The 24,541-nt window shown below is 61.1% G+C and carries 20 protein-coding genes, 1 tRNA gene and 1 riboswitch; of the genes, 9 read left to right on the top strand and 12 right to left on the bottom strand.

The genetic code is table 11. The annotated features are described in order from the left end of the window. Window positions 1–35: 35 nt before the first annotated feature. Window positions 36–935 (bottom strand): c-type cytochrome, encoded by a 900-nt coding sequence (locus tag PQR53_RS14500; RefSeq protein WP_408454745.1) that lies wholly within the window; start codon window positions 933–935, stop codon window positions 36–38. A gap of 296 nt (window positions 936–1,231) precedes the next feature. Here PQR53_RS14500 and PQR53_RS14495 point away from each other — a divergent pair. Further along, window positions 1,232–1,307: transfer RNA gene (locus PQR53_RS14495), tRNA-Arg, on the top strand. Between the two features lie 211 nt (window positions 1,308–1,518). On the opposite strand, the gene PQR53_RS14490 is transcribed toward PQR53_RS14495, so the two are convergent. Further along, on the bottom strand, window positions 1,519–2,538 hold the full coding sequence (locus PQR53_RS14490) for an NADP-dependent oxidoreductase (RefSeq protein WP_408454743.1): 1,020 nt from the start codon (window positions 2,536–2,538) through the stop codon (window positions 1,519–1,521). Window positions 2,539–2,702: 164 nt separating this feature from the next. Beyond that, a riboswitch (yybP-ykoY riboswitch) is annotated at window positions 2,703–2,877 on the top strand. A 96-nt stretch (window positions 2,878–2,973) separates the two neighbouring features. Between PQR53_RS14490 and PQR53_RS14485 the strand changes: the two genes are divergently transcribed. Beyond that, complete coding sequence (locus PQR53_RS14485) at window positions 2,974–3,984, top strand: sodium:calcium antiporter (RefSeq protein WP_408454740.1); 1,011 nt, start codon at window positions 2,974–2,976, stop codon at window positions 3,982–3,984. A 10-nt stretch (window positions 3,985–3,994) separates the two neighbouring features. Here the strand turns inward: PQR53_RS14485 and PQR53_RS14480 are convergent, their stop codons facing one another. Beyond that, window positions 3,995–5,053, bottom strand: a complete 1,059-nt coding sequence (locus PQR53_RS14480) for an HAD family hydrolase (RefSeq protein WP_408454737.1) — start codon at window positions 5,051–5,053, stop codon at window positions 3,995–3,997. Window positions 5,054–5,674: 621 nt separating this feature from the next. Between PQR53_RS14480 and PQR53_RS14475 the strand changes: the two genes are divergently transcribed. From PQR53_RS14475 to PQR53_RS14445, 7 genes are all read left to right on the top strand, one after another. After that, window positions 5,675–6,469 carry a hypothetical protein gene (locus PQR53_RS14475; RefSeq protein ID WP_408454735.1) on the top strand — a complete coding sequence of 265 codons (795 nt, stop codon included), beginning with the start codon at window positions 5,675–5,677 and terminating at the stop codon, window positions 6,467–6,469. A gap of 24 nt (window positions 6,470–6,493) precedes the next feature. After that, window positions 6,494–7,909: a DUF1254 domain-containing protein gene (locus PQR53_RS14470; protein WP_408454733.1), complete on the top strand. Its 1,416-nt coding sequence runs from the start codon at window positions 6,494–6,496 to the stop codon at window positions 7,907–7,909. 28 nt (window positions 7,910–7,937) lie between these two features. Next, window positions 7,938–9,425: a DUF1254 domain-containing protein gene (locus tag PQR53_RS14465; RefSeq protein WP_408454730.1), complete on the top strand. Its 1,488-nt coding sequence runs from the start codon at window positions 7,938–7,940 to the stop codon at window positions 9,423–9,425. A 100-nt stretch (window positions 9,426–9,525) separates the two neighbouring features. Next, a complete protein-coding gene (locus tag PQR53_RS14460; protein WP_408454727.1) occupies window positions 9,526–10,497 on the top strand; it encodes a SphA family protein in 972 nt (323 codons plus the stop codon). 6 nt (window positions 10,498–10,503) lie between these two features. After that, window positions 10,504–11,706 carry a BamA/TamA family outer membrane protein gene (locus PQR53_RS14455; RefSeq protein WP_408454724.1) on the top strand — a complete coding sequence of 401 codons (1,203 nt, stop codon included), beginning with the start codon at window positions 10,504–10,506 and terminating at the stop codon, window positions 11,704–11,706. Between the two features lie 150 nt (window positions 11,707–11,856). Then, the gene (locus PQR53_RS14450) at window positions 11,857–13,839 is read left to right on the top strand and encodes an alkyl/aryl-sulfatase (protein WP_408454722.1); all 1,983 of its coding nucleotides are present in this window, start codon (window positions 11,857–11,859) and stop codon (window positions 13,837–13,839) included. A 98-nt stretch (window positions 13,840–13,937) separates the two neighbouring features. Continuing rightward, complete coding sequence (locus PQR53_RS14445) at window positions 13,938–16,334, top strand: carbohydrate-binding family V/XII (protein WP_408454719.1); 2,397 nt, start codon at window positions 13,938–13,940, stop codon at window positions 16,332–16,334. A 37-nt stretch (window positions 16,335–16,371) separates the two neighbouring features. Here the strand turns inward: PQR53_RS14445 and PQR53_RS14440 are convergent, their stop codons facing one another. The 9 genes from PQR53_RS14440 to vioA form a co-directional block, all read right to left on the bottom strand. Further along, on the bottom strand, window positions 16,372–17,265 hold the full coding sequence (locus tag PQR53_RS14440) for a methyltransferase domain-containing protein (RefSeq protein WP_408454716.1): 894 nt from the start codon (window positions 17,263–17,265) through the stop codon (window positions 16,372–16,374). A 314-nt stretch (window positions 17,266–17,579) separates the two neighbouring features. Next, window positions 17,580–18,383 carry a phytanoyl-CoA dioxygenase family protein gene (locus tag PQR53_RS14435; protein ID WP_408454713.1) on the bottom strand — a complete coding sequence of 268 codons (804 nt, stop codon included), beginning with the start codon at window positions 18,381–18,383 and terminating at the stop codon, window positions 17,580–17,582. After that, window positions 18,358–19,455 carry an aromatic ring-hydroxylating oxygenase subunit alpha gene (locus tag PQR53_RS14430; RefSeq protein ID WP_408454710.1) on the bottom strand — a complete coding sequence of 366 codons (1,098 nt, stop codon included), beginning with the start codon at window positions 19,453–19,455 and terminating at the stop codon, window positions 18,358–18,360. The genes PQR53_RS14435 and PQR53_RS14430 overlap by 26 nt, the downstream gene beginning before the upstream one ends. A gap of 1 nt (window position 19,456) precedes the next feature. Next, window positions 19,457–20,089 carry an acetyltransferase gene (locus PQR53_RS14425; protein ID WP_408454963.1) on the bottom strand — a complete coding sequence of 211 codons (633 nt, stop codon included), beginning with the start codon at window positions 20,087–20,089 and terminating at the stop codon, window positions 19,457–19,459. After that, the gene (locus PQR53_RS14420) at window positions 20,089–20,853 is read right to left on the bottom strand and encodes an SDR family NAD(P)-dependent oxidoreductase (protein WP_408454707.1); all 765 of its coding nucleotides are present in this window, start codon (window positions 20,851–20,853) and stop codon (window positions 20,089–20,091) included. Before PQR53_RS14420 ends, PQR53_RS14425 begins: the two co-directional genes overlap by 1 nt. Next, window positions 20,850–21,914 (bottom strand): ketoacyl-ACP synthase III, encoded by a 1,065-nt coding sequence (locus tag PQR53_RS14415; RefSeq protein ID WP_408454704.1) that lies wholly within the window; start codon window positions 21,912–21,914, stop codon window positions 20,850–20,852. The genes PQR53_RS14420 and PQR53_RS14415 overlap by 4 nt, the downstream gene beginning before the upstream one ends. A gap of 10 nt (window positions 21,915–21,924) precedes the next feature. Continuing rightward, entirely contained in the window at window positions 21,925–22,152 is a 228-nt protein-coding gene (locus PQR53_RS14410) for an acyl carrier protein (RefSeq protein ID WP_408454701.1), read from the bottom strand. Between the two features lie 11 nt (window positions 22,153–22,163). Then, window positions 22,164–23,207: a ketoacyl-ACP synthase III gene (locus PQR53_RS14405; protein WP_408454698.1), complete on the bottom strand. Its 1,044-nt coding sequence runs from the start codon at window positions 23,205–23,207 to the stop codon at window positions 22,164–22,166. A 2-nt stretch (window positions 23,208–23,209) separates the two neighbouring features. Continuing rightward, window positions 23,210–24,355 carry a dTDP-4-amino-4,6-dideoxy-D-glucose aminotransferase VioA gene (gene vioA / locus PQR53_RS14400; RefSeq protein ID WP_408454695.1) on the bottom strand — a complete coding sequence of 382 codons (1,146 nt, stop codon included), beginning with the start codon at window positions 24,353–24,355 and terminating at the stop codon, window positions 23,210–23,212. Window positions 24,356–24,541 lie beyond the last annotated feature (186 nt).

The following is a 24,541-nucleotide window of genomic DNA, read 5'->3' as shown; positions in this document are numbered from 1 at the left end:
TTGCGGCAAGCGCCGGAGGCGGTCCCGGAAGAGCCCTATTTCGCCGCGCTGACCATGTAGTCGACGGCGGCTTTCACGTCGGCGTCGGAGGCATTGGATCCGCCTTTGGGCGGCATTGCGCCCTTGCCGTGCAGGGCGTAGTTGTAGACCGTGTCCATCGGTTCTTTCAGGCGTGGCGCCCACGCGTCCTTGTCACCGAATTTCGGTGCGTTCAGCACGCCGGCCGCATGACACGCCTGGCAAACCTGCTGATACAACGCCTTGCCGGCTTGCGAGGCGTCCGCGCTTTGTGTCCCGCCTGCTGCCGGTGCGGCCGCTTGCGGCACGCTCGCCATGGCTGCCATCGCGGCAGCGGCTTGTGCGGCTCCTGCGTCCGAAGCACCCGCCGGCGCCGCGGCCGCGGCGCCCGAGGCGGCGGCTGCCGCACCCGCTGCCGGTTGCGCAGGTTCAGGGAAGCTCGCGCCGGAATTGTTCGCCATGTAAACCACCGCGCGGGCGATTTCGAAGTCGCTATAGTCGTCCGGGCTCGTGCCGCCGCGCGGGGGCATCGCGCCCTTGCCGGCGAGCGCCGTGTGCCACAACGTGTCGAAGCCCTGCGCGATGCGCGGCGCCCAGTCAGCGGTATTGGTGAATTTCGGCGCGCCGGCGGTACCCGCCGCGTGACACGCGGAGCACACGGCTTTGTAGACCTCTTCGCCGGACTTGTAGACACGCGGCGCGTTGGCGTCGCGAATGTCGACTTGAGCGAACGGCTTGATGCGCGCGCTGACCTCGGCGTCGGAAAGACTGTCGGTGCCGGCGCCGGTGCGCGTCGAATTATCGACGTAGATCACTAGCAGAACGATGATGACGATCGGTACCGCAAAACTGGCAACGATCGCGGCGATGAGCTGCCCGGGGGTTTTGATTGGGGCTCCGTGTGGTGCTTCGCTCATGCTTGTCTCGTCTCCGTGGGTATGTGAGCGGTACAGCGTGACGGCAACTTCTTGTTCTTTAATCAGGCACGGACGATTATAGACGCAAGCTTTCGACGGCGGCGAGGGGCTCGGCGAGGTGTTCAGCAGGCGTTTACCCGCATCGCGCGGCGCGGGCGGCACCTGCGCAACGGCGCCGGGAACGGGCCAAATGCCGCCATATAGGCCGTCCGGTGGACGGTGTCGCTGAAACCGGGTATCCTTTCGGTCTCGCTTTGGCGTCGCTCCTGTTCAGGTTGCCGCGCTTTCGTGTTGAAGCGCCCGTAGCTCAATGGATAGAGTACTGCCCTCCGAAGGCAGGGGTTGCTGGTTCGATCCCAGCCGGGCGCACCAACTTAAGTCGTTATAAATTAGCGGCTTGCCTGCATCAGATCTGAATAATTCAGTACAAAATCCCCTCAGAGACGTCACTGCTGGACGTCAATTTTGTCTCTGAGCGTCTCTTGTCTTGTTCCTCCGCCGCCCCTGTTTGCGCATCGTTTCGACTGCATCGCCAGCCGTACGCCAGATCGAGCCAGCGGAATAGATATCCCGCTGGCGCTGATCACACTCTGACCAGCAGCTTCCCGAGATTCTTCCCTTCGAACAGGCTATTCAGCGCGTTCGGCAACGCGTCGAAACCATCGACGTACGTCTCCTGATACACAATCTCGCCGTTCTTCACCCATGGTGCGACGGTCTGCAGCATCTCGTCCATCCGGTGCACAAAGTCGCGCGCCAGAATCCCTTGAATCGTCGCGCGCTGAAACAGCATGTGCTGCAAGAAGCGCGGCGCGAGGTCGGGCGTGTCGAGACCGCCGTCGTATTGCGCGATCGCGCCGCAGATCACGATTCGCGCGCGGCGCTTGATGAGCGGAATGACCGCGTCGGTGACCATGCCGCCTACGTTGTCGAAATAGACATCGACGCCACCGGTCGCGGCTTGCAGCGCTGACTGCAAGCCTTCGAGCGTAGGATGCGCGCGGTAGTCGACCGCGCCGTCGAGTTTCAACGTGTCGGTCAGAAACGCGCACTTGTCCGGACCGCCCGCGATCCCGATGACACGGCAGCCGGCACGCTTGCCGAACTGCGCAACCAGCGAGCCAACCGCACCCGCGGCACCGGACACGACCAGCGTGTCGTCCGGACGCGGACGGCCCGCTTCCATCAAACCGAACCACGCAGTGCGTCCCGGCATGCCGAGCACGCCGAGCGCGGTCGAAACCGGCGCTGCGTCGGGGTTCAGTTTGGTCAACTCGCTATGATGGCACTTGGCGTACAACTGCCAGCCGCTATAGGCCGACACCCAGTCGCCCTGCTTGAACAGCGGGCTCGCCGACGCCACCACTTCACCCACCACGCCTGCCCGCTGGACGATCCCGAGCGGATGCGGCACATCGTAGGTATTGCGTTCGTGCTGCTGGATGCGAATGTACGGATCGACGCTGACGATGCGCGCCCGGATCAACACCTCATTCGAGGACAAATTGTCGTCGAGTTCGCTTTCGCGCAACTCGTAATGCTCATCGCTAACTCGTCCTTCGGGACGTTTGACGTAAAACCACTGGCGATTTTGATAACTCATGTGAAGACTCGCTGCTGTCGTAGACGGTGAGTGATCTTACCAGCGGGGCAATCGCACACCCGCACGCCTCGCGTTGCATCGTCGGACCGATGTGGCGAGCCCCGGAGGCACCGCAACATGCGCGAGATTCCAAGCTTGTTGAAAGCCGTCCGTCCCATTAGAATCCACCAGTCACTGGGGAGTAGCCTTCCTTCAATCATTGAAGGAGAGCGCGTCAACATACTTGACCTGCGGGTCATGGCGCGTTCGACCGGGTCGGTTTGGCGAGACCATTGGCGTACTGCTTCGTTCTGGTCGGACGGGGCGCGGTGCGTCATTGGTTTGTCACTACGTCCGGCCGCGGAGTTGCCCTGTGAAATATCGTTGTACCCTGCCAGTCTCCCCACTTGGCCGTCTGTCGTGCCGCTTCCTCTTTGCTTTTTCTGGGAGCCATGCATGAGCGGTCTGCTCCTCGAACTCGCCATCATGCTGGTCGTCATTCTGGTGGCGGCCGAACTCTTTACCAATGCGCTCGAACATCTTGGCGAGCGCCTGAAAATCTCTGAGGGCGTGACGGGTTCGCTATTCGCGGCCGTCGGTACCGCATTGCCCGAAACCCTCGTTCCGCTGCTCGCGATTGCCGGCGGCACGGCCGATGGCGTCGTCAATCAGGAGATCGGCGTCGGCGCGATCCTCGGCGCACCGTTGATGCTTTCAACCCTGTCCACCTTCCTGATGACGCTCGCGATTCTCGGCTCGCGCGGCGCCAAAGGCTGGGTCACGCCGGAGCGCACCGGTTTCACGCGCGATCTGAACTACTTTCTGTGCGCCTTCGTGCTGGCGGCTGCGGCAATGTACGTGCCGCACGAAGAGATGATCGTGCGGGCGCTGTTGAGCGCGGCGCTGGTCGGCGTGTACGTTACTTATGTGGTGATGACGTTTCGCGCGTCGAACAAACTGGTCGACGCCGGCCATGGCACCGAAGCGCCCGGCAAGATGCTGTTGTCGCGTCTTGGCTTGCCTACGAATCTGGCGAGCATCGCGGTGCAACTGGCGCTGGCGGTCGCGTTGCTGGTGTGGGGCGCGGAAGGCTTCATCCACGGTGTGCGGGGCGTGTCACAGGGACTCGGTGTCTCGCCGCTGCTGTTGTCGCTGCTGATCATTCCGATCGCCACTGAGTTGCCGGAGAAGGTCAACAGTATCCTGTGGATTCGCCGTGGCAAGGACACGCTGGCGTTCGGCAACATCACTGGCGCGATGGTGTTTCAGGGCACCTTGCTGCCCGCGATCGGAATACTGCTGACGCCGTGGACGCCGCGCATTGAAGTGGTGACCGGCATCGTGATCACGCTCGCCGCCGCTGCGTGGCTGCGGATCAATGTGCGCGAACGCGGTGTGCCGGTGTGGGCGTTGCTGGTGTGCGGCGTGTTGTACGTCAGTTATCTGGTGATCACGCTGACTCGCTAGGCGAGCAATATTAATCAGACGGTGCCGCACCCGCTGCCGTGCTATCCGGTTTGAACACCGTCTTCCAGTCATCCTTCATATCGACGACGAGCCAGCCCTTCACGCCGGCTTCGTCCAGGCCTTTGTCGAGCTTGCCGCTTTTCGCGGTGCGGTCGTACGCATATTCCCGTGCGCCGTCGGTGTGATGCACTAGCACCGCGAGGCGGGGGCCGTCGCCGGCCGAGGTCCATTCGAGCATGGGCACGTCGCCGTCCGCGTTGCCGAAAGCGATCACCGGACGCCTGCCGATCACGCGATCGATAGCGAGCGGTTTCGCCGCGCCGTCGACCAGATTGTCGACCTGCGCAAACCGGGTCAACGAAACCGCGCCGTTCGTTTGGCCGTACTTGTATTTGACGGTGCTACCGATCACCTGCTCCGGCGGGATGCCATACACGCGCTGCGCCAGATCGCGGACGAAGTCGACGTCGCTGCCGGTCACCAGATAGGTCTTGAAGCCATTGGCGCGCAGATAGACGAGCAATTCCAGCATCGGCTGATACGCCAGGTCGGCGTACGGCCGGTTAAAGCGCGGGTCGCTCGCGGAGTCGAACCATTCGTGCACGAGCGCGGCGAATTGATCGCTAGTCATGCCGGCGGTCGCCGCTGCCATGACCTTCATCGAGCCGGCGTCGCCACTCGCCGCGATGCTCTTCAGATTGCCTCTCAGAATCGAGCGGAACGGCTCCTGCCGTTTCCATTCCGGATGCCGGCCAGCCACCGCCTTTACACGTTGCAGCGCGAACACGAGTTGCGTCGAGGCGGGTTGCTCCGGCCACAACGTGCCGTCGTTGTCGAACACGGCGATCCGGTCAGCGCGCGCGATGAAGTCCTTCGACTCGGGCGTTGTGACCAGCGTGACGAAATCGACGATCGAGCGTTTGGCCGCCGTGTCGTTCCATGAGGCCAGCGCGGCGGACGTCGACACACCGGCCGGTGACCCGCTCGCGTCGTGATGCGGCGTGACGGTGCAAGCGGAAAGAACCGCGACGGTCAAGGCAATGCAGTACCGGTACATCGTGCGAATCATGAAGGCCTCATCAAAGCGGTGGGTCGAACTTTAAGCGAGCGCCAGTCTAACGGGTAAAGCGGTTATTGCAGCCCCTGCGAGCGTTTTTTCGCCAAACAGCCATTTAAGTCAGTCAGCCTGGATTGCTGGAAATGCGTGCCGCTTTTCTGAATGCGCCTAAAAACCGCATAGAGATGTGGCGAAAAAATGCTAATTGAATTCGGGAAAAAGTATGCGCCGCCTTTGATCCGACGTTCCTTTCGATCGTGTTACAAATTTATCTCTGTAATTTTGAGAAACGTTTGCTAATATTCCGCAACGATGTAGTCACGGGGAAACTTTATCGGCGACATACTTCGTTGGGTTTCGCGTTTCTCTTGTTCAAGGAGCCTCCATGCAAGCTCTATGTGCAGCCGCAGCGGCTTTTCAATTTGATTGAGAGACTCAACGCGATTTAATCGCGGGCCTCATCTGCTTTGCATTTTTTACCCAGCTGTGCGTAGCTGCCGGGTGAGCGAACGCATGCCCGAAACTAATTCGATTTAATTCGAAAATACGGACGCTGGTTCCTTTTGCTTTTATTTGCGTTGAGCAAAGGAATGCGTTCGCCTATAAAAAATGCCCGAAGACGAGGTATGAGAAATGGGTTGTAAAGGTACGGTTTGGTCGGCCGCGTTATATGTCGTGTCGGTGGCGCTGTCGCCGGCATTCGCGCAAGCATCGGCCGACGAAGCCAATAAGAGTAATAACCCACTTAATCTGGCCGCTTCATTCAACATCCAGAATTACTACACGCCGAGTGTGTTCGGCGCGAGCGCGCACACCAACGATCTGCTGTTACGCCCCACCGTACCGATCGGCCCGAACAGCCTGATCGGCGTGCCGGAAATCTTCCGCGCCACTGTGCCGGTCAGCACGCGTCCCGACCCGAGCGGCGGGTACAACACCGGCCTCGGTGACTTGAACCTGTTCGACATCTTCCTGCTTTCGCAAGGCGACGTGCAGATCGGCGTAGGCCCGCTGGTGACCATGCCGACCGCCACCGATCCGAGCCTCGGCACAGGCAAGTGGCAGGCCGGCCTTGCCGCCGTTGCCGTGAGTGCGACCAAGGCGCGGCTCCTCGGCGCGCTGGTGCAATGGCAGCACTCGTTCGCCGGACAAAGCAGCCGGCCGACCACACAGTCGCTCACGGCGCAACCGTTCGGCATCTTCAACCTGCCGGGCGGTTGGTATATCCGCTCGACCGGCACGTGGACTTTCGACCTGCAGCACGGCAGCTATTACATTCCGGTCGGCCTCGGCGCCGGCAAGGCGTGGAAGGGTGGTTCGACCATCTACAACGCGTTCATCGAACCGCAGTACTCCGTCGCCCATTCCGGCGCGGGAGTGCCCAAGTTCACGATCTTCGCGGGCCTGAATATGACGTTCGGCAAATAGACCAGAACCTGAGAGAAAGCAGACATGACATTGCTTAGACGCCTGCAAATCGGCGCGGTCGCCACCGCCCTGTCGCTGACAATGTTGCCGTGCACGCCAGCCGCCGCTCAAGCCAGCACCCCGTCCGCGACCGTCATGGCCTCTCCGGACGAAGCGCGCGCGATCGCCAAAGATGCGTTCCTGTACGCGTATCCGATGCTGTTCAATTACAAGACGCTTTATCAGCAGGCAGTCGACTCCGGTTCAAAGTCCTACGTGGGCGGCTTCGGCAAGTTCCGCAATTACTCCCGGCCGTACGGTCCGGAGAACAAGGAAATCGTGACGCCGAACAACGACACGCCGTACTCGTGGGCATGGCTCGATCTGCGTCGCGAACCGTGGGTGCTGACGGTGCCCGCGGTGCCGAAAGAGCGTTACTACGTGTTCCAGTGGATCGATCTGTTCACCTACAACTTCGCGTACGTTGGGTCGCGCGCCACCGGCAACGGCTCGGGTCACTATCTGTTCGCCGGACCGAACTGGCACGGCGACACACCCAAAGGCATCGACAAGGTGTTCCGCTCGGAGACGGACCTGATCCTGACGCTCGGCCGAACGGCGCTCAACGGCGCGAGCGACGTCAAAAATGTTCAGGCGATCCAGAAGCAATACAAGCTCACGCCGTTATCCACCTTTGAGCATACGGCTGCACCGCCGCCCGTCGCGAAGCTCGATTTTCCGAAATGGGATGAAGCGAAGGCGACCTCGGTCGACTTCATCGCGTACCTGAACTTCCTGCTGCAGTTCACGCAGCCGCCCGCGCCGTCGGAGAAGGAATTGATGACGCGCTTCGCGACGATCGGCATTGCGCCGGGTGCGCCGTTCGATCCGGCCGCGTTGCCGCCGGAAACTCGCGCCGCGCTTGAAGCGGGCGTCGCCGACGGCAAGGCCGCTTTGGCCGATGCGGAAAAACACACGACCAGTTCATTCAACCTGTTCGGCAGTCGTGCCAACCTGAAAGACGACTACACCACCCGCGCCGTTGCCTCGGCGATGGGAATTTACGGCAACACCAAGGAAGAAGCGGTGTACGTCGGCACGCGCGTGAACAGCGAACACGCGCAACTGCTCGGCTCGCAGCCGTACGTGTTGCACTTCGACAAAAAGGATCTGCCGCCCGCGAAGTTCTTCTGGTCGATGACGCTGTACGACCTGCCCGCGCGTCATCTGGTCGCCAATCCGATCAATCGTTATTCGATCGGCGATCGAACCAAAGACCTGAAGTACGGCGCGGACGGTTCGCTGGATATCTACGTGCAGAGCGCGTCGCCGGGCGCGGACAAGGTGTCGAACTGGCTACCGGCTCCCGCGGGCGCCTACGACCTCGTCATGCGGATTTATGGTCCGGACCAGAGCGTGCTCGACGGCGCCTGGAAATTCCCTGCGTTGCAAAAGCGCTAAGCCGCGCATGGACGAACCCGAGAACGATATGAACAGGAAAACCGCGACATGGGTCACGGCCGCCGTGCTTGCGTCGGTCGCCGCACCGATTCTCGCGAAGACGCAGCAGGACCAGTCGGCCCATGCGACGGCCATTACGGCGTCCGTGCCAGGTCCGGTGGCCGGCTACGCGGTCTCCGAAGAATACGCGCGACTGGTGGCGCGCCAGACCTATTTCTGGGCGTGGCCGATGGTGAACGTTTACGGCCGCCTGCTGGCGATGAGGCAGGTGCCGCAGCCGGGTCTGAACGGCGGCATCGTGCCGGTCGCGCCGCCCAATCATCTGTCGATGCTGCGCGACTATATCGAGCCGCAGGAGCGTTTTGTCGCGTGTCCGAATCAGGACGTGGTCTACGGCTCCGCGATCCTCGATCTGAACCGGACGCCGGTTGTCGTGCAGGTGCCTGATTTCGGCAAACGCTTCTGGGTCTATCAGGCTGTCGATCTGCGCACCGACGGTTTCGCGAGTCTCGGCAAGATGTACGGCACACGGCCGGGTTTCTATCTGTTGGCCGGTCCCGACTGGCACGGCCCGGTGCCCAAGGGCATCCGCCAGGTGTTCCGTTCGTCGACGGGTGTGGGTAGCTTCATTCCGCGCGTCTTCATGGACGACACGCCGCAAGATCGCGAGGCCGTGCAGTCGGTGATTTCAAAGGTTGCGCTGTATCCGCTCGCGGAGTACGACGGCAAGGTCAAGGAGACCGACTGGTCGAAACTGCCGAGCTTCGGTGCAACTGGTGATGCCGCGGGCGGCAACGCCGAAGAGATCAAGTGGGTCGATCCAAACCGGTTCTGGGACGAACTGCCCGTGGTGCTCGACGAGACGCCGCCGCAGCGCGGCGAAGAAGCGCTGTATGCACAGGCGCGCGCCTTGATCGCGGCGGCGCAAAAAGATCCGGCGATCAAGACCGCGATCGTCGACGAAGCGGCCAAGGCCGAAGCGGATCTCGTCACGCCGCTGTTCAACTTCAATACCTTCGGCAAGCGGCTGCCCGCCAACTGGAACACCATCAGCAACGGCGCCGCATTCGGTACGGACTACTTCACGCGCACGGCGGTGGCGAAGTCGAACATCTTCGTCAACAAGCCGAATGAGACGAAGTATTTCTACGCCGACGCCGACGCGTCCGGTCAGCGCCTCGATGGCAACGCGCACTACACGGTGACGTTTGCCAAAGATAGTTTGCCGCCGGTGAAAGGCTTCTGGTCGCTGACCTTATACAACGCGCATCATTTTTTCTCGCCGAATGCGCAGAACCGCTACTCGCTCGGGACCAAGAACAAGGATTTGAAGTTCAACGCCGACGGCTCGTTGACGCTCTACGTGCAGAGCACGAGCCCAGCCGACGACAAACTCGCCAACTGGCTGCCGGCGCCGGCCAATGAAGCGTTCTCGTTATACGTGCGCGCCTATTGGCCGCAGCAGCCGGCACTCGACGGAAGCTGGACGCCGCCACCGATCAGGCGCGAACCGTGAGGAACGTGCTGTTGCGCATGCGTGCGGCCTGAGGCCGCGGTTCGCTTACAGCGTGTTCCGCAGAGTGAGAATGCGGTATCTCAAATTTATGAGGATGACTATGAGTCGCCGAAACCGTTTGTCCGTCAGCCGGTCGCTCGCGAGGTTATATACGGGCGCGCTTCTGACCACCGCCGGCATTGCTATCTCCCAGCAGGGCTGGGCGACTGAAGGCGGCATCGGCAGGCCGATCACCGGCCAGCAGATCATGCCCTACGCCGGGGTAGTCCCGCCTGGCAGCGACTGGATCGTGTCGGCCACCACTATCTATTACGAAGGCTCGCTGGGCGCGAGCAAGACGATTCCTATCGCCGGCCAGATTACTGCCGGCGTCGACGTGACGGCGGTGTACACCATCGTCAATGCGGTCAAGACGTGGGGCATCACCGCGGGTGGCTGGAATTTCGCGTCGGCGTTCGGGGTGCCGTTCCAGTACACCGACATCTCGTCGTTTCACGGCCGTCTGCCGAACGATCACAACACCCAGTTCGCCGACCTCTTCTTCACGCCGGTGGTGGCCGGCTATCACCTGACCAAGACCGATCACGTCGCGTTGAGCGTGCAGATCTACGCACCGACAGGCGGCTACTCCTCGACACGCCTTGCCAATGCCGGCCAGAACACGTGGACCTTCACGCCGACGGTCGCCTATACCAAGCTGTTCCCGAAAGAAGAGATTGAGCTGTCGTTGAACTACGGCGTCGAGTTCTACACGCCCAACAACGACACGCACTATCACAACGCACCCGTCAGCGTGCTCGATCTGCTGGCGCTGAAGCGCTTTGGCAGCGGCTGGGGCGTGGGCGTGGTGGGTGGCTACATTCAGCAGCTCGGTCACGACAGCGGTGGACTTGCTGAGCTCACCGGCGGCAATCAGGGGCATTCGGTGGGGATCGGGCCGATGGTGACCTGGTCGGGCAAGGTCCAGAAAACGCCGGTCTCGGCTTCGCTGCGTTGGGTCAACGAGTTCAACGTCAGCAACCGGCCGAAGGGCAATGCGGTGGAGCTGTCGATCAGCGCTACGTTCCAGTAACGGAGCATGCATTCGCTGATTCGCCGTTCCTTGCGCATGCCGTTTTCCGCCGACAGCGAGTGCGACGCTGCTACGCCCATCGAGCTCGACGCATCCCGCAACCGCGGGTTGCGCGCCTCGGCAATGGTCGCGGCGTTGCTGCTCATGTCGGTTCACAGCCACGCGGAGTCGAAGTTCACCGATCCCGAAGACGGCGCATTCGACCTGAGCAATCTGCTGCTGACGCATCGCGGCGTCTTGCCCGTGCCGACGCTGATCACAGAACCGGCGGTCGGCTACGGCCTCGGCCTGGGCCTGCTCTATTTCTCGCTGCCGAAGAAAAGCGCCGACGCCCCCGACGATTCGAAAGCGCCGCCGAACATCACGGGCCTCGGTGGCTTCGTGACCGGCACGCATAGCTGGGGCGCGGGCCTGATGCACTTTCACACATGGGACGACGACCACATCCGCTATCTCGGCGTGATCGGCAAGGTGGGGCTGCATCTGAACTACTACGGCATCCAGAATCAGCCGCGCGCTTACCAGCTCGACGGTATCGCGCTCGTGCAGCAGGTGTTGTTCAGGCTCGGGAATAGTCACTGGTATGTCGGGCCGCGCTACACGTTCTTCGACGCGAGTACGCGCTTCGGTCCCATCATTCCGGAAGGGATTCGCCGGTTCGAGAAAGATCAGCGCGTCGCCAAAGGCGGCGTGGTGGTGGACTACGACACGCGCGACAACATGTTCTATCCATCGAGCGGCACCTATGCGGAGCTCGAAGCGGACCTCGCGCGCGGCGGCCTCGGCAGTTCCACCAACTTTCAGGAACAAACCGCGCGTGGCTACCAATGGATTCCGCTGTCGAAAAGCTGGGTGCTCGGCCTGCGTGCCGACACCGGTTTCTCGCAAGGAAACATTCCGTTTTTCGCGCAGCCGTATGTGTCGCTGCGCGGCGTGTCCGACGCGAAGTTCCAGGACAGCAACCAGCTCACCGCCGAAGCCGAGATTCGCTGGAACGTCACGCCGCGCTGGTCGGTGCTCGGCTTTGGCGGCGTCGGCAAGGCCTATGGGCACCTGCATTCGTTTTCGGATGCGCCGACCGCGTTCGGCTTCGGCACCGGCTTTCGCTACCTGATTGCTCGCAAGCTCGGCGTGACGATGGGCATCGACGTCGCGCATGGACCGGGGCAGAACGCGTTTTATGTGCAGGTGGGCAGCGCCTGGCGCTGACCCGAACGATCGGGATGGTTCGATCGAAATACGAAGGAGACGGCTTATCTGCCCGGCATTCATGGGTGTGCCGGGTTGAAACAAGCCGCGATTCAAAGTTGTTTAGTTCGGCATGCTTTGCCGATGTTTTGTTGATTCGAGGAAAAGACGATGAAAAAACAACAACGCTATCAGCGGCTCACCGCTGTCGCAGTCGCAGTTACCACGCTTTGCATGTCGCACGCAGCTTTCTCGCTCACCGCCGCACCTAACAAGGACGCAACGGCCATCACGAAGCAGGAAAACGCGGAGGTCTACAAGCAACTGCCGTTCGACGACAAACAGGATTTCGAAGACGCGCAACGCGGTTTCATCGCGACCATTCCGAACGGCGTGATCAAGACCGACGACGGCGGCATCAGCTGGAGTCTGAACAAGTACAAGTTCCTCGAAGGTCAGGCGCCCGATACGGTGAACCCGAGCTTGTGGCGCAATGCGCAGCTCAACATGTTCAACGGCCTGTTCAAGGTCACCGATCACGTTTACCAGGTGCGCGGTCTCGATCTGGCGAACATGACGATCGTCGAGGGCGAAGACGGCATCATCATCATCGACGTGCTGGTCACGAGAGAAGCCGCGCGCGCCGCGCTCGATCTGTACTACCAGCATCGTCCGAAGAAGCCGGTGCTGGCCGTGATCTATACGCACAGTCACGCGGACCACTACGGTGGGGTAAAAGGCGTGGTCGACGAAGCCGATGTGAAGAGCGGCAAGGTCAAGATCATCGCGCCGGAAGGCTTCCTCGCCGAAGCCGTTAGCGAAAACGTGTTCGCCGGCAATGCGATGGGCCGTCGCACGCTCTATCAATACGGCGCGTTCCTGCCGGCGAGCCCGCGCGGACAGGTCGACGCCGGTCTCGGCAAGACCACCTCGTTCGGCACGCTCGGTCTGATTGCGCCGACCGACACGATCAGCAAGACCGGCGAGACGCGCACCATCGGCGGCGTGCAGTTCGAATTCCAGATGGCGCCGGGCACCGAAGCGCCGTCCGAAATGCTGATCTACATGCCGCAGTTCAAGGTGCTCGATACCGCCGAAGACACCACCCACACGCTGCATAACCTCTACACGCTGCGCGGCGCGCAGGTGCGCGATGCCTCGAACTGGTGGAAGGTGCTGAACGAAGCGATCGTGCGTTATGGCGACAAGACCGACGTCGTGATCTCGCAGCATCAATGGCCGACGTGGGGGCAGAAGGAGGCGGTCAGCTATATCGCCGGGACTCGCGACATGTTCAAGTACCTCCACGATCAGTCGCTGCGCCTCGCGAATGAGGGCTACACGATGACGGAGATCGGCGAGCAGATTCAGGTGCCGGATTCCATCGGCAAGAAGTGGTACAACCGCGGCTACTACGGTTCGGTGAACCACGATTCGAAGGCCGTGTATCAGCGTTATCTCGGCTGGTACGACTCGAATCCGGCGAACCTGCATCCGTTGCCGCCGGAACAGGAGTCGAAGGAATTCGTGCGCTACATGGGGGGCGCGGATGCGGTGATGGCAAAGGCGAAACAGGACTTCGACAAGGGCAACTACCGCTGGGTCGCGACCGCGATGAACAAGGTGGTATTCGCCGATCCGGACAACAAGGCAGCGCGCAACCTCGAAGCGGATGCACTGGAACAGCTCGGCTATCAGACCGAAAACCCGACGTGGCGTAACGAGTATCTGATGGGCGCGTACGAGCTGCGCAACGGCGTGCCGAAGGTGCCGGGCGTGAACACGGTGACGCCGGATGCAGTGGCGGCGATGAGCCCGTCACTGCTGCTGGACTACATGGGCATTCGCCTGAACGGTCCGAAGGCGAGCGGCAAGCATACGACCATCAACTGGGATCTCGGCAACGGCGAGAAGTACGCGATCGAGTTGCGCAATTCGGTGCTGATCTATACGCCGAATGCGACGCTGCCGAATGCGGATGCCACGCTGACCATGAGCAAGGATGCGTTCGCATCGTTGTTGATGGGTGGCCGGACAGTCGACCAGGAAACGCAGTCGGGTAATGCCAAGGTGGCCGGCGATCCGCAGAAGGTGGCCGAACTGTTCGGCATGCTGGACAGCTTCAACCCGATGTTCAACATTGTGACGCCGTAACAGTCTGCATCGCAGGAAGCACGGGCGGCCGGCTTATCGCGAGCCGCCCGTGTTGACGTTTTTGATTCACCGATGTTTATGCCGAGGAACGGTGCGCGATGAAAACCACGATGAAGCGATCCTTGCTGTTGCTCGCCGGCGTCTGCACGTCGCTGACAGTGACGCTTGCCGCGCCGGCTCAAGCGCTCGCTGCCGCTGGGGCGCAGCCGGCAATGCAACCCGCGTTGCAGCCCGGGTTACAGCCTCTTCCAACTGTCTGGCCGCGCGATTTCGACAGCGCCCAGCAACGCATCGAGCTGTATCAGCCGCAGGTGGAAGTGTGGCAGGGCAACCGGATCGAAGGTCGCGCGGCCCTCGCGGTCGGCGCGAAGACCACCACGCCGAACTACGGCGTTGCGCATTTCACGGCGCGCGCTGCAATCGACAAGACCAGTTCGACGGTGCAATTGCTCGACATCGTCTTCGACCAGGTCGATATGCCGGCCACGCCGGACGCTGCCGCCGCCGTCAAAGCGGCTTTGCAGGCACGGATTCCGAAAGACGGACTCACCACCTCGCTCGAACAGCTGCAGGCAAGTTATGCCAGTACCCACCAAGGCGGCGAGCCCGGCATCGCGGTGCAGAACAACGTGCCCAACATCCTCTTCGCCGAGCGCCCCACACTGCTCGTTCTCGTCGACGGCGACCCAAACTGGCGCGCGCTCGGCGACACGCACTATCAACGCCTGATCAATACGCGAGCCATGCTGCTCAAGGACGCGAGCGGCACGCTGCATCTGAACGCCGCGGGCTACTGGTACGACGCGCCAGCGCTCGACGGTCCGTGGCATCTGAACAGCGCGCCGCCGCGCGAACTGGTCGCCGCGGCTAAAAGCGCGCAAACGAATCTGAAGTCCGACCCGATGCTGCCCGCCGACGGCAAAAAGCCTGCGCAAGCGCCGGACGTGGTGGTCGCCGCGCAGCCGGCCGAACTGGTGGTGACGAACGGCAAGCCTTCGCTGCAACCGGTGAAGGGGGTGAATCTGCTCTCCGTCACCAACGCCGACCACGCGCTCTTCGTCGAGCCGCGCGACAACCACTACTACCTGCTGCTGTCGGGCCGCTGGTTCAGCGCGGCGAGCCTCGCCGGCCCTTGGGCTTTTGTCGACGGCAAAAGCCTGCCCGCCGACTTCTCAAGGATCGCGGCCGACGACCCGCATGCGAACGCGCTCGTCTCCGTGCCGGGTACACCGCAGGCGAAAGAAGCAGCGATCGCCGCGATGATCCCACAGACGGCAACGGTGTCGCGCAAGACCACCACGTTGAAGGTGGTCTATGACGGCGCGCCGAAGTTCGTCGGCATCGCGGGCACGTCGTTGGGGTATGCGGTGAATACGGCGACGCCGGTGATCCAGATCGCGCCTTCGCAATTCTTCGCGGTTGCGAATGGGATCTGGTTCACGGCGAGCGCGGCAAACGGCCCCTGGCACGTCGCCGATACCGTGCCGGCCTCGATCTATACGATCCCGGCGGCTTCACCCGTGCATTATGTGACGTACGTCCACATCTATTCGGCGACGCCGGATACGGTGGTGGTCGGCTATACGCCGGGCTACATGGGCGTGGTTGTCAATGCGGACGGCACCGTCGTGTACGGCACCGGCTACGTGTATGCGCCCTACGTTGGCGACGTCTACTACGGCTATCCCGCCACCTACGGCTACGGCGCGGGCTTCGCGCTCGGTACCACGGTGGGCTTTGCCTTCGGCTTTGCGATCGGCGCCACGTGGGGTGCACCGTCGCCGTACTGGGGACCGTATTGGGGCGGCGGTCCGTGGAGCTGGCAATACGCGAACGTCAACCAGGCGAATATCTATGGCCGGTGGGGGGAGGGCACCGTCACCCATGCCAGCGGCTGGAACGGTTGGACCGGCAATAGCTGGGCGGGATCGGCGGCATCCGGTTTCAATCCGTACACCGGTGGTCACTTTCAGGCGAGCCGAGGCGCGGTCGAAAACGCGTACAACGGCAACTTCGCGGCCGGCCGGCAAGGCTCGTTCAGCAATCCGTCGACGGGACGCAGCGGCGCGGCGCGTGGCGGCGTGGTGGGCAACGAGGCCACTGGCGACTATGCGGCGGCCCGGCAGCGTGCTGGCTACAACGCGCAGACGGGGCGCTACGGCGCGGCTGAGGCCGGCGTGACCGGCAACGCGTATTCAGGCGATCACCAGGCGGGGACGAAAGGCATTGTGGGCAACAAGGACACGGGGCGCGCCGTCGCGTGGAATAACGGCAACGTGTATGCGGGCAGCGACGGTAATGTTTATCGGCATGAGCAGGGCGGTGGCTGGGAGCAACACGGCGCCGATGGCTGGCAGCCGGTGCAGCCGAACGCGAGCCAGACCCAGCGGCTCGATTCGCTCAGGCAGGGGCATGATTTGGGGAATGCACGCGCGAGTGGGCAGTTTCAGGCGCAGCGGCGGTTTGGGGGCGGGGGTGGAAGGTTCAGGCGGTGAAGTGGAAAGCGGACCCTGCGCCCGCTTTCCCTCCATATCAACTTCCCGAAACAGCGAAAAACTCTGCATCCGGGAAGGCGGTTTGCGCTTTGGCACGGATCACCTTCTGAACAGCTGAATAGGTCGAGCCGCAAATGACGAGTGCTCGATCGGGCGAATCGGCTTTAGAGGCAATGCTGGGTTCGACCTGAAGCTTGATGCCCAAGTAGCTATCCTGAGGGTAGCGCGTGTCGAAGATTCCGCTGATTTTATGCCGCGCGTCGCCCAAATTTTTCAGTGCGGTTGCCATGAAAGCCGATAGACCCCAGACCCAGATCTCCTGTCCCGGATTGGCAGACAAAATTCTTTGTTCCAGGCTGCGCGTGGTCTGCGTGAAATGCGAGTCGTAGTCTTTGATAGCATTTACGGCCGCTTCCCGCGGCTTACATAGCACGCGAATAGCGGGCATACGGGGTAGTGACTGCGTCTCGAAGGCGAGTACACGAAAGCCTGCTTTCTGAATCAACCCGATAAGCGAACGGTCTGTAAAGTAATGCAAGTGTTCCAGATTGTTGAGGGAAAACTTGAGCGCGCTGGCGGCATGACTGGATCCAAAATCCGGCACCTCGATATAAAACATGCTGTTCTCGAATTGTCGCAATTGAATGAGAAGTTCGGCGGGATCGGTCAAATGCTCGACAACGTGGGAAAGCAAGAACAGATTCTTTTCTTTCAGTCGATCGTGCAGCAGGACTGGAATTCTGGCGGCGTCGTGATTCAGATCAATCTCGACGAAGTCAAGCGTATCGAAGCTCACACGATCGACGAAGTCCATCACAACGGCTCGCGAATGTCCCACGGCGTCTCTGGCCTGCTCTGCCAACTCCCCCGGGCCGCCGCCAATTTCAACGATTACGCCGCCGATCTCCTTCAGATCGACACCGGCTTTCACAAACTCGAACCGTAGATCACCAGCCGAGTGATCGGTCGGCAGCCCGACGCTCGAGTTATACAGAATTTCGGATGGTATGTCGTGTTGTAGAACACCATGGCCGCATTCATTACATATGTACTGGTGAATGTGTGCATTGGGAAAGATGAGACTCGCGTGCATTTCGCAGAAGGGGTTGCGGATCTCAACGGTTGTCGTGTTGCAAACCGGACATGTGTGACGAGCGCTTGTTAGCATGGCTATGTCTCTGAACTTCAAATGGGTTCGTATGCCTTGGCGACTCGATCCGGCGCCGATGGGCATGAGCACTTCGCTCAGATTTGCGCGGCCGCGCGCTCTTTCTCGTACTTGATGATCTTCAAGACTCGGGAGTTCACGAAGTAGCGGACGTAATTTGTCGGTGAGTAGAAAATCTCGGTCTGCCAGTCGCCGCATAACAACTCCTTTCCCGTGGGATCGTCTGCCGGCTGAACGATAGTGTCCGCCATGATCCGGTTGATTCCAGACACGTTCGGTCCGGACTCATGCCATAGAGAGCTGTTCATGATGACGAAGTCGCCGGGTTGCAACTCCGGCGTAACCTTGGGCCAGTCAAATTCAAAGCTGTCCGGATCGATCTCTCCCGCATCACCGAGTACCCCCAATTTGTGCGAGCCGGCATGGAATGTCATCCCCCCGTTGTCCGCATTGGCGACAGTGAGTGGCACAAACAGGCTGCACTTGTTCAGGTTGCCAAGATGATAACAACTGTCCTGATGAAGAAAAACCTTGTTTGAACTGAACCTGTCTTTGATAACGAAGCGATGGTTGTACAGCGCAATGTGGTTTCCGAAAATATGCTTTAGCGTGTTCGCAAAGACGGGCTCCCTGTACATGCACGCCAATTTCTCGGGCAACTGCTCGGTCAGCGAGACGGGGTTTGCCCGGTTTACGTTTCTTCCGTCACGTAATTGCGCGTCGTAAAAACGAGTCCATTCCTCTTGCCACGATTTGACAACGGACGGTGGAATGGCGTTGCGCATGACGAACAAGCCGGCCTCTCTAAAGATCTCGAGATCAAACGTTTCTGAGGAAAGCTGATCAACGACGGCCTCAACCGATGCAATGGTCTTTTTCATGTTGAAAATGATGCTGCGAATCTATAGAAGTGTGGACCGGTCGTGCACCAGCATCAGCATCGGCGATGACGTCGCGGCACGTTTGCCGGAAGTGGTCGATTTTCACTTCCGCATCTGCGGGGAATTGAAGCGCCGTAGGCAACCAGCCTGTTTTGGGAAGCAGCTTGCAGACTTCGTGGTCTTCGTCAAACACCTGCCGGTTCATCCGCACGGTGGCTTCGAAGAACGAGTTGAGCACGCGCGAGGCATTGTCGTTCGCCGTATTCGCTGCATACAGGCGGCTCGAGAAGCGCGTACGGCTCTCTCCATGCGTCGCAGGGAAAAAGTTTTGCAGCGAATACGAGTAGCCGTAGGTCGACGAGATCATTGTGAACGGAAAGAGATATAGGCTCATATATCCCTCGTACTGGTAGTCGATGTTGAACAGCTTGCGCAGCCGCAACAACTGATTAGCGAGCCGTGCATTGCCAAGCGGTGCGTACCAGATCGAGTTCGCACCGTCGAACACGTTCTCGCCGTCGCGCAATTTCAGAGTCGCGAGCGTTTCCGCGTGAACCGCGGAGATGTGATAGGGCTCGAGCGCGTTTTCGACTGCCAGCGGCCAGTAGCATTCGTAGTCGTAGCGGTTCAGATCGAGCCGCCGGTCGACGTTGAATGATATGTTTTCGACAATCTCTGCCGTCTCGCCCAACTGCTCATACAAACCCATCTGAGGTTTGAGCGAGAAAAACACGAAATCACCGCACCATTCGACCTCGAATGTGTTGAAGCTCGCGCGATCGATGTCGCACGACTTGAAGCGTTCTTTCTCCGGCACGATGATCGCGCCGTTCCGGTAGGTCCAGCCGTGATAGCCGCAGGTCGCCGTCCGGTTACCATGAGATGCCGTGTACAGGCGCGCACCGCGATGTGGGCACCTGTTGTCGAATGCGACGAGCTCGCCGCTGTCGTTGAACAGCACGACCTCGCCCGCCACGCTTTCGAACTTGATGAAATCACCATCAGTCGAGAGTTCGCGGCGGTGGCAAGCGAGGTGCCAATAGCGTTCGAACAGGGTCTCGTCGAGCGTCATGTCAGAGTTTCTTTGCCGGAGCGGTGTAGATCACTGCGTCTTCGGCCACTGAGTGCATCACGGTCGCGCCGGCGCCGATTTTCGCGCGCGCGCCGATGCTCAGCTTCGGCAGGACCTTTGCGCCGCTGCCGAAGAACACGCCTTCGCCGGTTTGCACGAAGCCGGTCAGATCGACGTGCGAGCTCAGCGTCGAGTACGCGCCGAGTTTGACGTCATGGCCAACGCTGGACAACACGTTCACCGCGACGAAGTCGCCCACGTGCGCATCCGCTGAAATCACGGACTGCGGACATACCACCACGCCTTCGCCGAGCATGGCGGAGCGCGCAATCACCGCAGTCGGATGCACGAGCGTTGCGAACACCGCACCGCGTTCACGCAAGCGGGAGACTACCGCGCGCTTGCCCGCCGGATCGCCGATTGCGACGATCACGGCTTCGCCGTCCAAAGGCTGGTAGTCGTCGATATCGCCACGCCATTCGAGCTGATAAGAATAGCCTTCCAGCGCTGCCGGGTTGGCATCGAGAAAACCGGTGATGCGTTCGCCGCGACCGGCTTCAGCCGCGTCCTCCGCCCAGTTGATCAGCTCGCGCGCGAAGGCACCGCAGCCAGCCAGGATCAGCCGCTTGACCATCATCGCACCTTGTATCCGCCGTCGACGACCAGCGTCGTGCCGGTGATCCAGCGGCTTGCATCGCTGAGCAGGAACAGCGCAGACTGTGCGACATCGTCGGCCTCGCCGAAGCCCAGCAGGTGGCTTTTTTCGTAAGCCGCGAGGGTCTCGTCCGGGCTGCCTGTGCTCAGCCGTTCGTGCATCGCGGTATGAACCGCGCCCGCCGCGATCGAGTTGACGCGGATCTTCCGCGGTGCCATTTCGCATGCGAGCGACCTGACCAGCCCGTCGATGGCGGACTTGGCAGCCGAATAAGCGGTCATACCCGCTTGCCCAGTCGAACCGGCTACCGACGACATGAAGACGACCGAGCCGCCATCCGCGATCACATTCTTCTTGCTGCCCGCTCGCGCAATACCGAAGGCCGCATAGAGACTGCTGCCGAACACCTGATCCAGTTGCTCCTGCTTGGTCAGCTTCGCAGGGCGAATCAGTTCGACGCCCGCGGCATGAAACACGCCAGCGAAGGTGCCATAGGTTTCGGCCAGATGGCTCACCCATTCGGCGGTTTGATCCGCATCCGCGAGCGATGCGACTGTCGCGGCATGACCGCTGCCTTGCAGATCGTTCAGCGTTGCGTTCAGGCGCGCTTCGTCGCGTCCGGCGGCGATCACGCGGCCACCGAGGCTGGCGATAAGTTTCGCGCTCGCCCGGCCGATGCCCGACGACGCGCCCGTTACGAGATAAACGCCGCCGGCGAGGCAGGTTTCAGAAAAGAGTGTCATGTCTCGATCGTGTCCACGAATTTGAGCGGCCCGACGGCAAGCGATGCCGATGCCCACGAATAGCCGACGCCGAAGCCGAACATGGCCAATTGCAGCGTGCCTGTTTTCAAACGGTCTTTCAGTTCGGTCGTCATCAGCAGCGGAATCGACGCGCAACTCGTGTTGCCGTAGTCGCCGATGTTGGTCGGCACGCGCTCTGCCGGCAGCCCGGCTTTCCTGGTCAGATGCTTCAGCATGAACAGATTGGCCTGGTGGAACAGAAAGGCGTCGTACGTGTCCTTGCTGTGAGCGGCGAGTTCGAGCGTACGTGCCACCAGTTTCGGCACTGCGTTCAGTGTGAAGTTGAAAATCTCGCCACCGTCCATGAAGAGGCATTCCGGCGACTTGCCGCCCATGCGCCCGTCAGCGGCAACGTCGTACGGCTTGAAGCCGCCCGAAGGAACGATGAGGTTGCGCACGCCTTTACCGTCCGCGCCGATGATGAAATGCGACGCGGCGTCGCTGTCTGAGGCCTCGAGCGCTGTCATCGTGCCCGCGTCGCCGAACAACAAGGTGGTGGAGCGGTCATTCGGGTCGATCATCTTGCTGATCGTGTCGCCCACCGCCAGCAGCACGCGCTTCGCCGCACCGCTCTGGATCAGGTTCATGCCGAGCCACAGTGCCTGCGGATAACCGGAGCAGCCGAGGTTGATGTCGAATGCGAGGCACGAAATCGGCAGGCCGAGTTCCGCTTGCAGCACGAACGCCGTGCCGGGTAACCGGTAGTCCGGCGTTTGGGACACGAAGATCAACGCATCGATCGAATCGGGCTGCCAGCCGAGTCCGGTCAGCAACGTCTCGCCGGCCTTGCGGCACAGGTCGCCCGCGCTCATCTGAGCGTCCGCCCAGCGCCGGCGGTTCACACCGATCATCTTGACCACATCGCGGATGGCAGACTGATCGAACCTATCGGCGAAATAGTCGTTGTCCACCTGTTTCGACGGCACGCACGACACCACCCCCGCGATGCGGGCGCCCTGCGTGCGTAACTCGCGTCCGGCGATGAAGTCCGGCGAACTCATGGTTGGCTCCTCAGGCTGCTTTCTTCGCCGCGCGGATCAGAGCTTCGATATCGGCGATGGTGTTGCAGTTGTTCAATGCCTGGCCACTCAGCATCACGTTGAAGCAGTCGTCTACCAGGGCGATCGTCGACACGACGGCGAGCGAGTCCCAGTTGTGTTCCTGCAGATCGAGTTCTGGCGTCACCAGGCTCGCATCGATCTCGAACACTTCCGCCATTCCTTCGTAAAACGTTTCCATGTCAACTCCCACTAATAATTCACAATGCAGCCGGCCCATGAATAGCCGACGCCAAAGCCCAACAACATCAGCCGACTGCCGTGCGTGAGCCGGCCGTCGTCCTTCATCTGTTTCAATGCGAGCGGGACCGTCGACGACACGGTGTTGCCGCAGTGTTCCATCAGGATCGGGAACTTTGCTTCCGGTACTTTCATCTTCTTGCGCAGCGCTTCGAGCATGAAACGGTTCGCCTGGTGCAGCACAAAGAAGTTGATTTCCTCGCGGTCCAAACCAGCCTTTTCCAGCAGCGCCGTAGCCGCTTTGGGCACTTCGGCCAGCGAGAACACCATCACCTCGGCGCCGTTCATGTACAGGTGTTCGTCGGTGCGCACGTTGCCGGATGCGTTCTGCTGTTCGACCGAAGTCGCCGCGCTCTTCGGCTCGCGAAACAAGCCGGCTTTGACGATCAGGTTCTGCGCACCGCGGCCGTCTGTGCCGAACACGAATGGGCCGATCGACGCGGTGCCGTTGGTCGTGCCGGTGATCGCAGTTGCGGTCGCGCCGTCGCCGAAAAGCGTGCGTACGCTCTTATCGAGCCAGTGCACATACTTCGAGTAGGTGTCGGCCGTCAGCAGCAGCACGCAGCGCGCGGCGCCGGTCTCGACCAGACCCTTGGCGAGCGATAGCCCGTAAACGTAGCCCGAGCACCCGAGGTTCACGTCGAATGCACCTGAGTGCGTCGGGATGCCCAGACGGTCTTGCAATACGCAGGCCGAAGCTGGCAGCACGTAGTCGGGTGCCTGCGTACAGAGGATCAGGAAGTCGACGTCCTGCGCGCTTACGGCGCCTTGTGCGAAGAGGCGCTGGGCCGCTTCGTAGGCGAGATCCGAGGCAGTCTGTTCAGCCGACGCGATATGCCTTTCCTGGATGCCGGTCTTCGCCAGAATCTTGTGGGCCGGCCACTCGGGATAGAGCTCCGCTAGCTGTTCGTTCGTCAGGACGTGTTCCGGCAGGAATCCGGCGATGTCGAGAATGCGCGCTTGCACGCGTAGATCGGATCGAACAGAGGACGTCATAGTCAGCAATCCGTTACGAGGCCGATGATGCGATCGAGCATGCTGTCCGTCAGCGCCGGGAAGATTGGCAGGCATAGAACCTGTTGCGAGGCGGCGTGCGCGACCGCCAGGTTCTCGGGGCGCGCGGACCGCAGACCTCGATAGATTGGGAATTCGGAAATCAGCGGATAGAAATAACGACGTGCGTAGATCTCGTGGTCGCGCAGCTTCTGGTACAACGCGTCGCGGCTGATCGGAAATTCCGGGCCGACGAGGATCGGGAAGTACGAGTGGTTCGCTACCTTTTCTCCCGCCTTCGGCAGACAGCGAATGCCCGGCACGTCACGCAGCCGGTCGCGATAGATCGCGTCGATCTGCGCACGCCGTGCCAGCGCTTCGTCGATATGCTGAAGTTGCAGCAAGCCGAACGCGGCGTTGATTTCGCTCATCTTGCCATTGATGCCGGCCGCAACCACGGTCACCTCATCGACGAAACCGAAGTTTTTCAGATGATCGATGCGCTGTTTGGTCTTCGCGTCCTGACAGATGATCGCGCCGCCTTCGAACGTGTTAAAGACCTTGGTCGCGTGAAAGCTCAATACCGCGAGATCGCCGTGTTGGAGCACGCTGCCGGCGTCGGTTTGTACGCCGAATGCGTGCGCCGCGTCGTAAATTACTTTCAGGTTGTAGTTGTCGGCGATCTTCTGGATCGCTTCGACGTCGCACGGCTTGCCGTAGCAGTGCACCGGCATGATCGCCGTGGTTTGCGGGGTGATCGCGGCTTCAATCTTCGCGGGGTCGAGATTCAGCGTATTCGGATCGACATCGACGAACACTGGCTTGATCCCGTTCCACACTAACGAATGTGCGGTCGCGACGAACGAATAAGGGGTCGTGATGACCTCGCCGGTGATACGCAGCGCCTGCAGCGCAGTGACCAGAGCGAGCGTGCCGTTGGCGAACAGCGCCAGATGCTGGACGCCCAGATATTCACACAGGGCCTTTTCGAGTTGCTCGTGAAACGGGCCGCCGTTGGTCAAGACCTTGCTGTGCCAGATCTTTTCCAGATAAGGGATGAACTCGGCCAGCGGCGCGAGATGCGGCTGGGTGACGTAGATGGGTTCATCCGTCTGGGGCTGGATGGCGCGCAGTGGCAGGCTAGCGTTCATACTTTCCTTGACGCATGACGGGATAATCAGATGTTGACCAGCACGCCGGTGCCTCCGCTACGGTCTGCGCCATCAGGTGGACCAGCGCATCCGGAGCAGAACGCTTCTGGCCGGGCGGCTGACTCGTGCGGACCAATTTAGGCTATCGCCCGGTTGGCCACACTGTGGACTTCGACACTAGTGTCG

The organism is Paraburkholderia fungorum, from assembly GCF_046027605.1.
GTDB classification, from domain to species: domain Bacteria; phylum Pseudomonadota; class Gammaproteobacteria; order Burkholderiales; family Burkholderiaceae; genus Paraburkholderia; species Paraburkholderia fungorum_F.
This window is presented reverse-complemented; position numbering and strand designations above follow the sequence as displayed.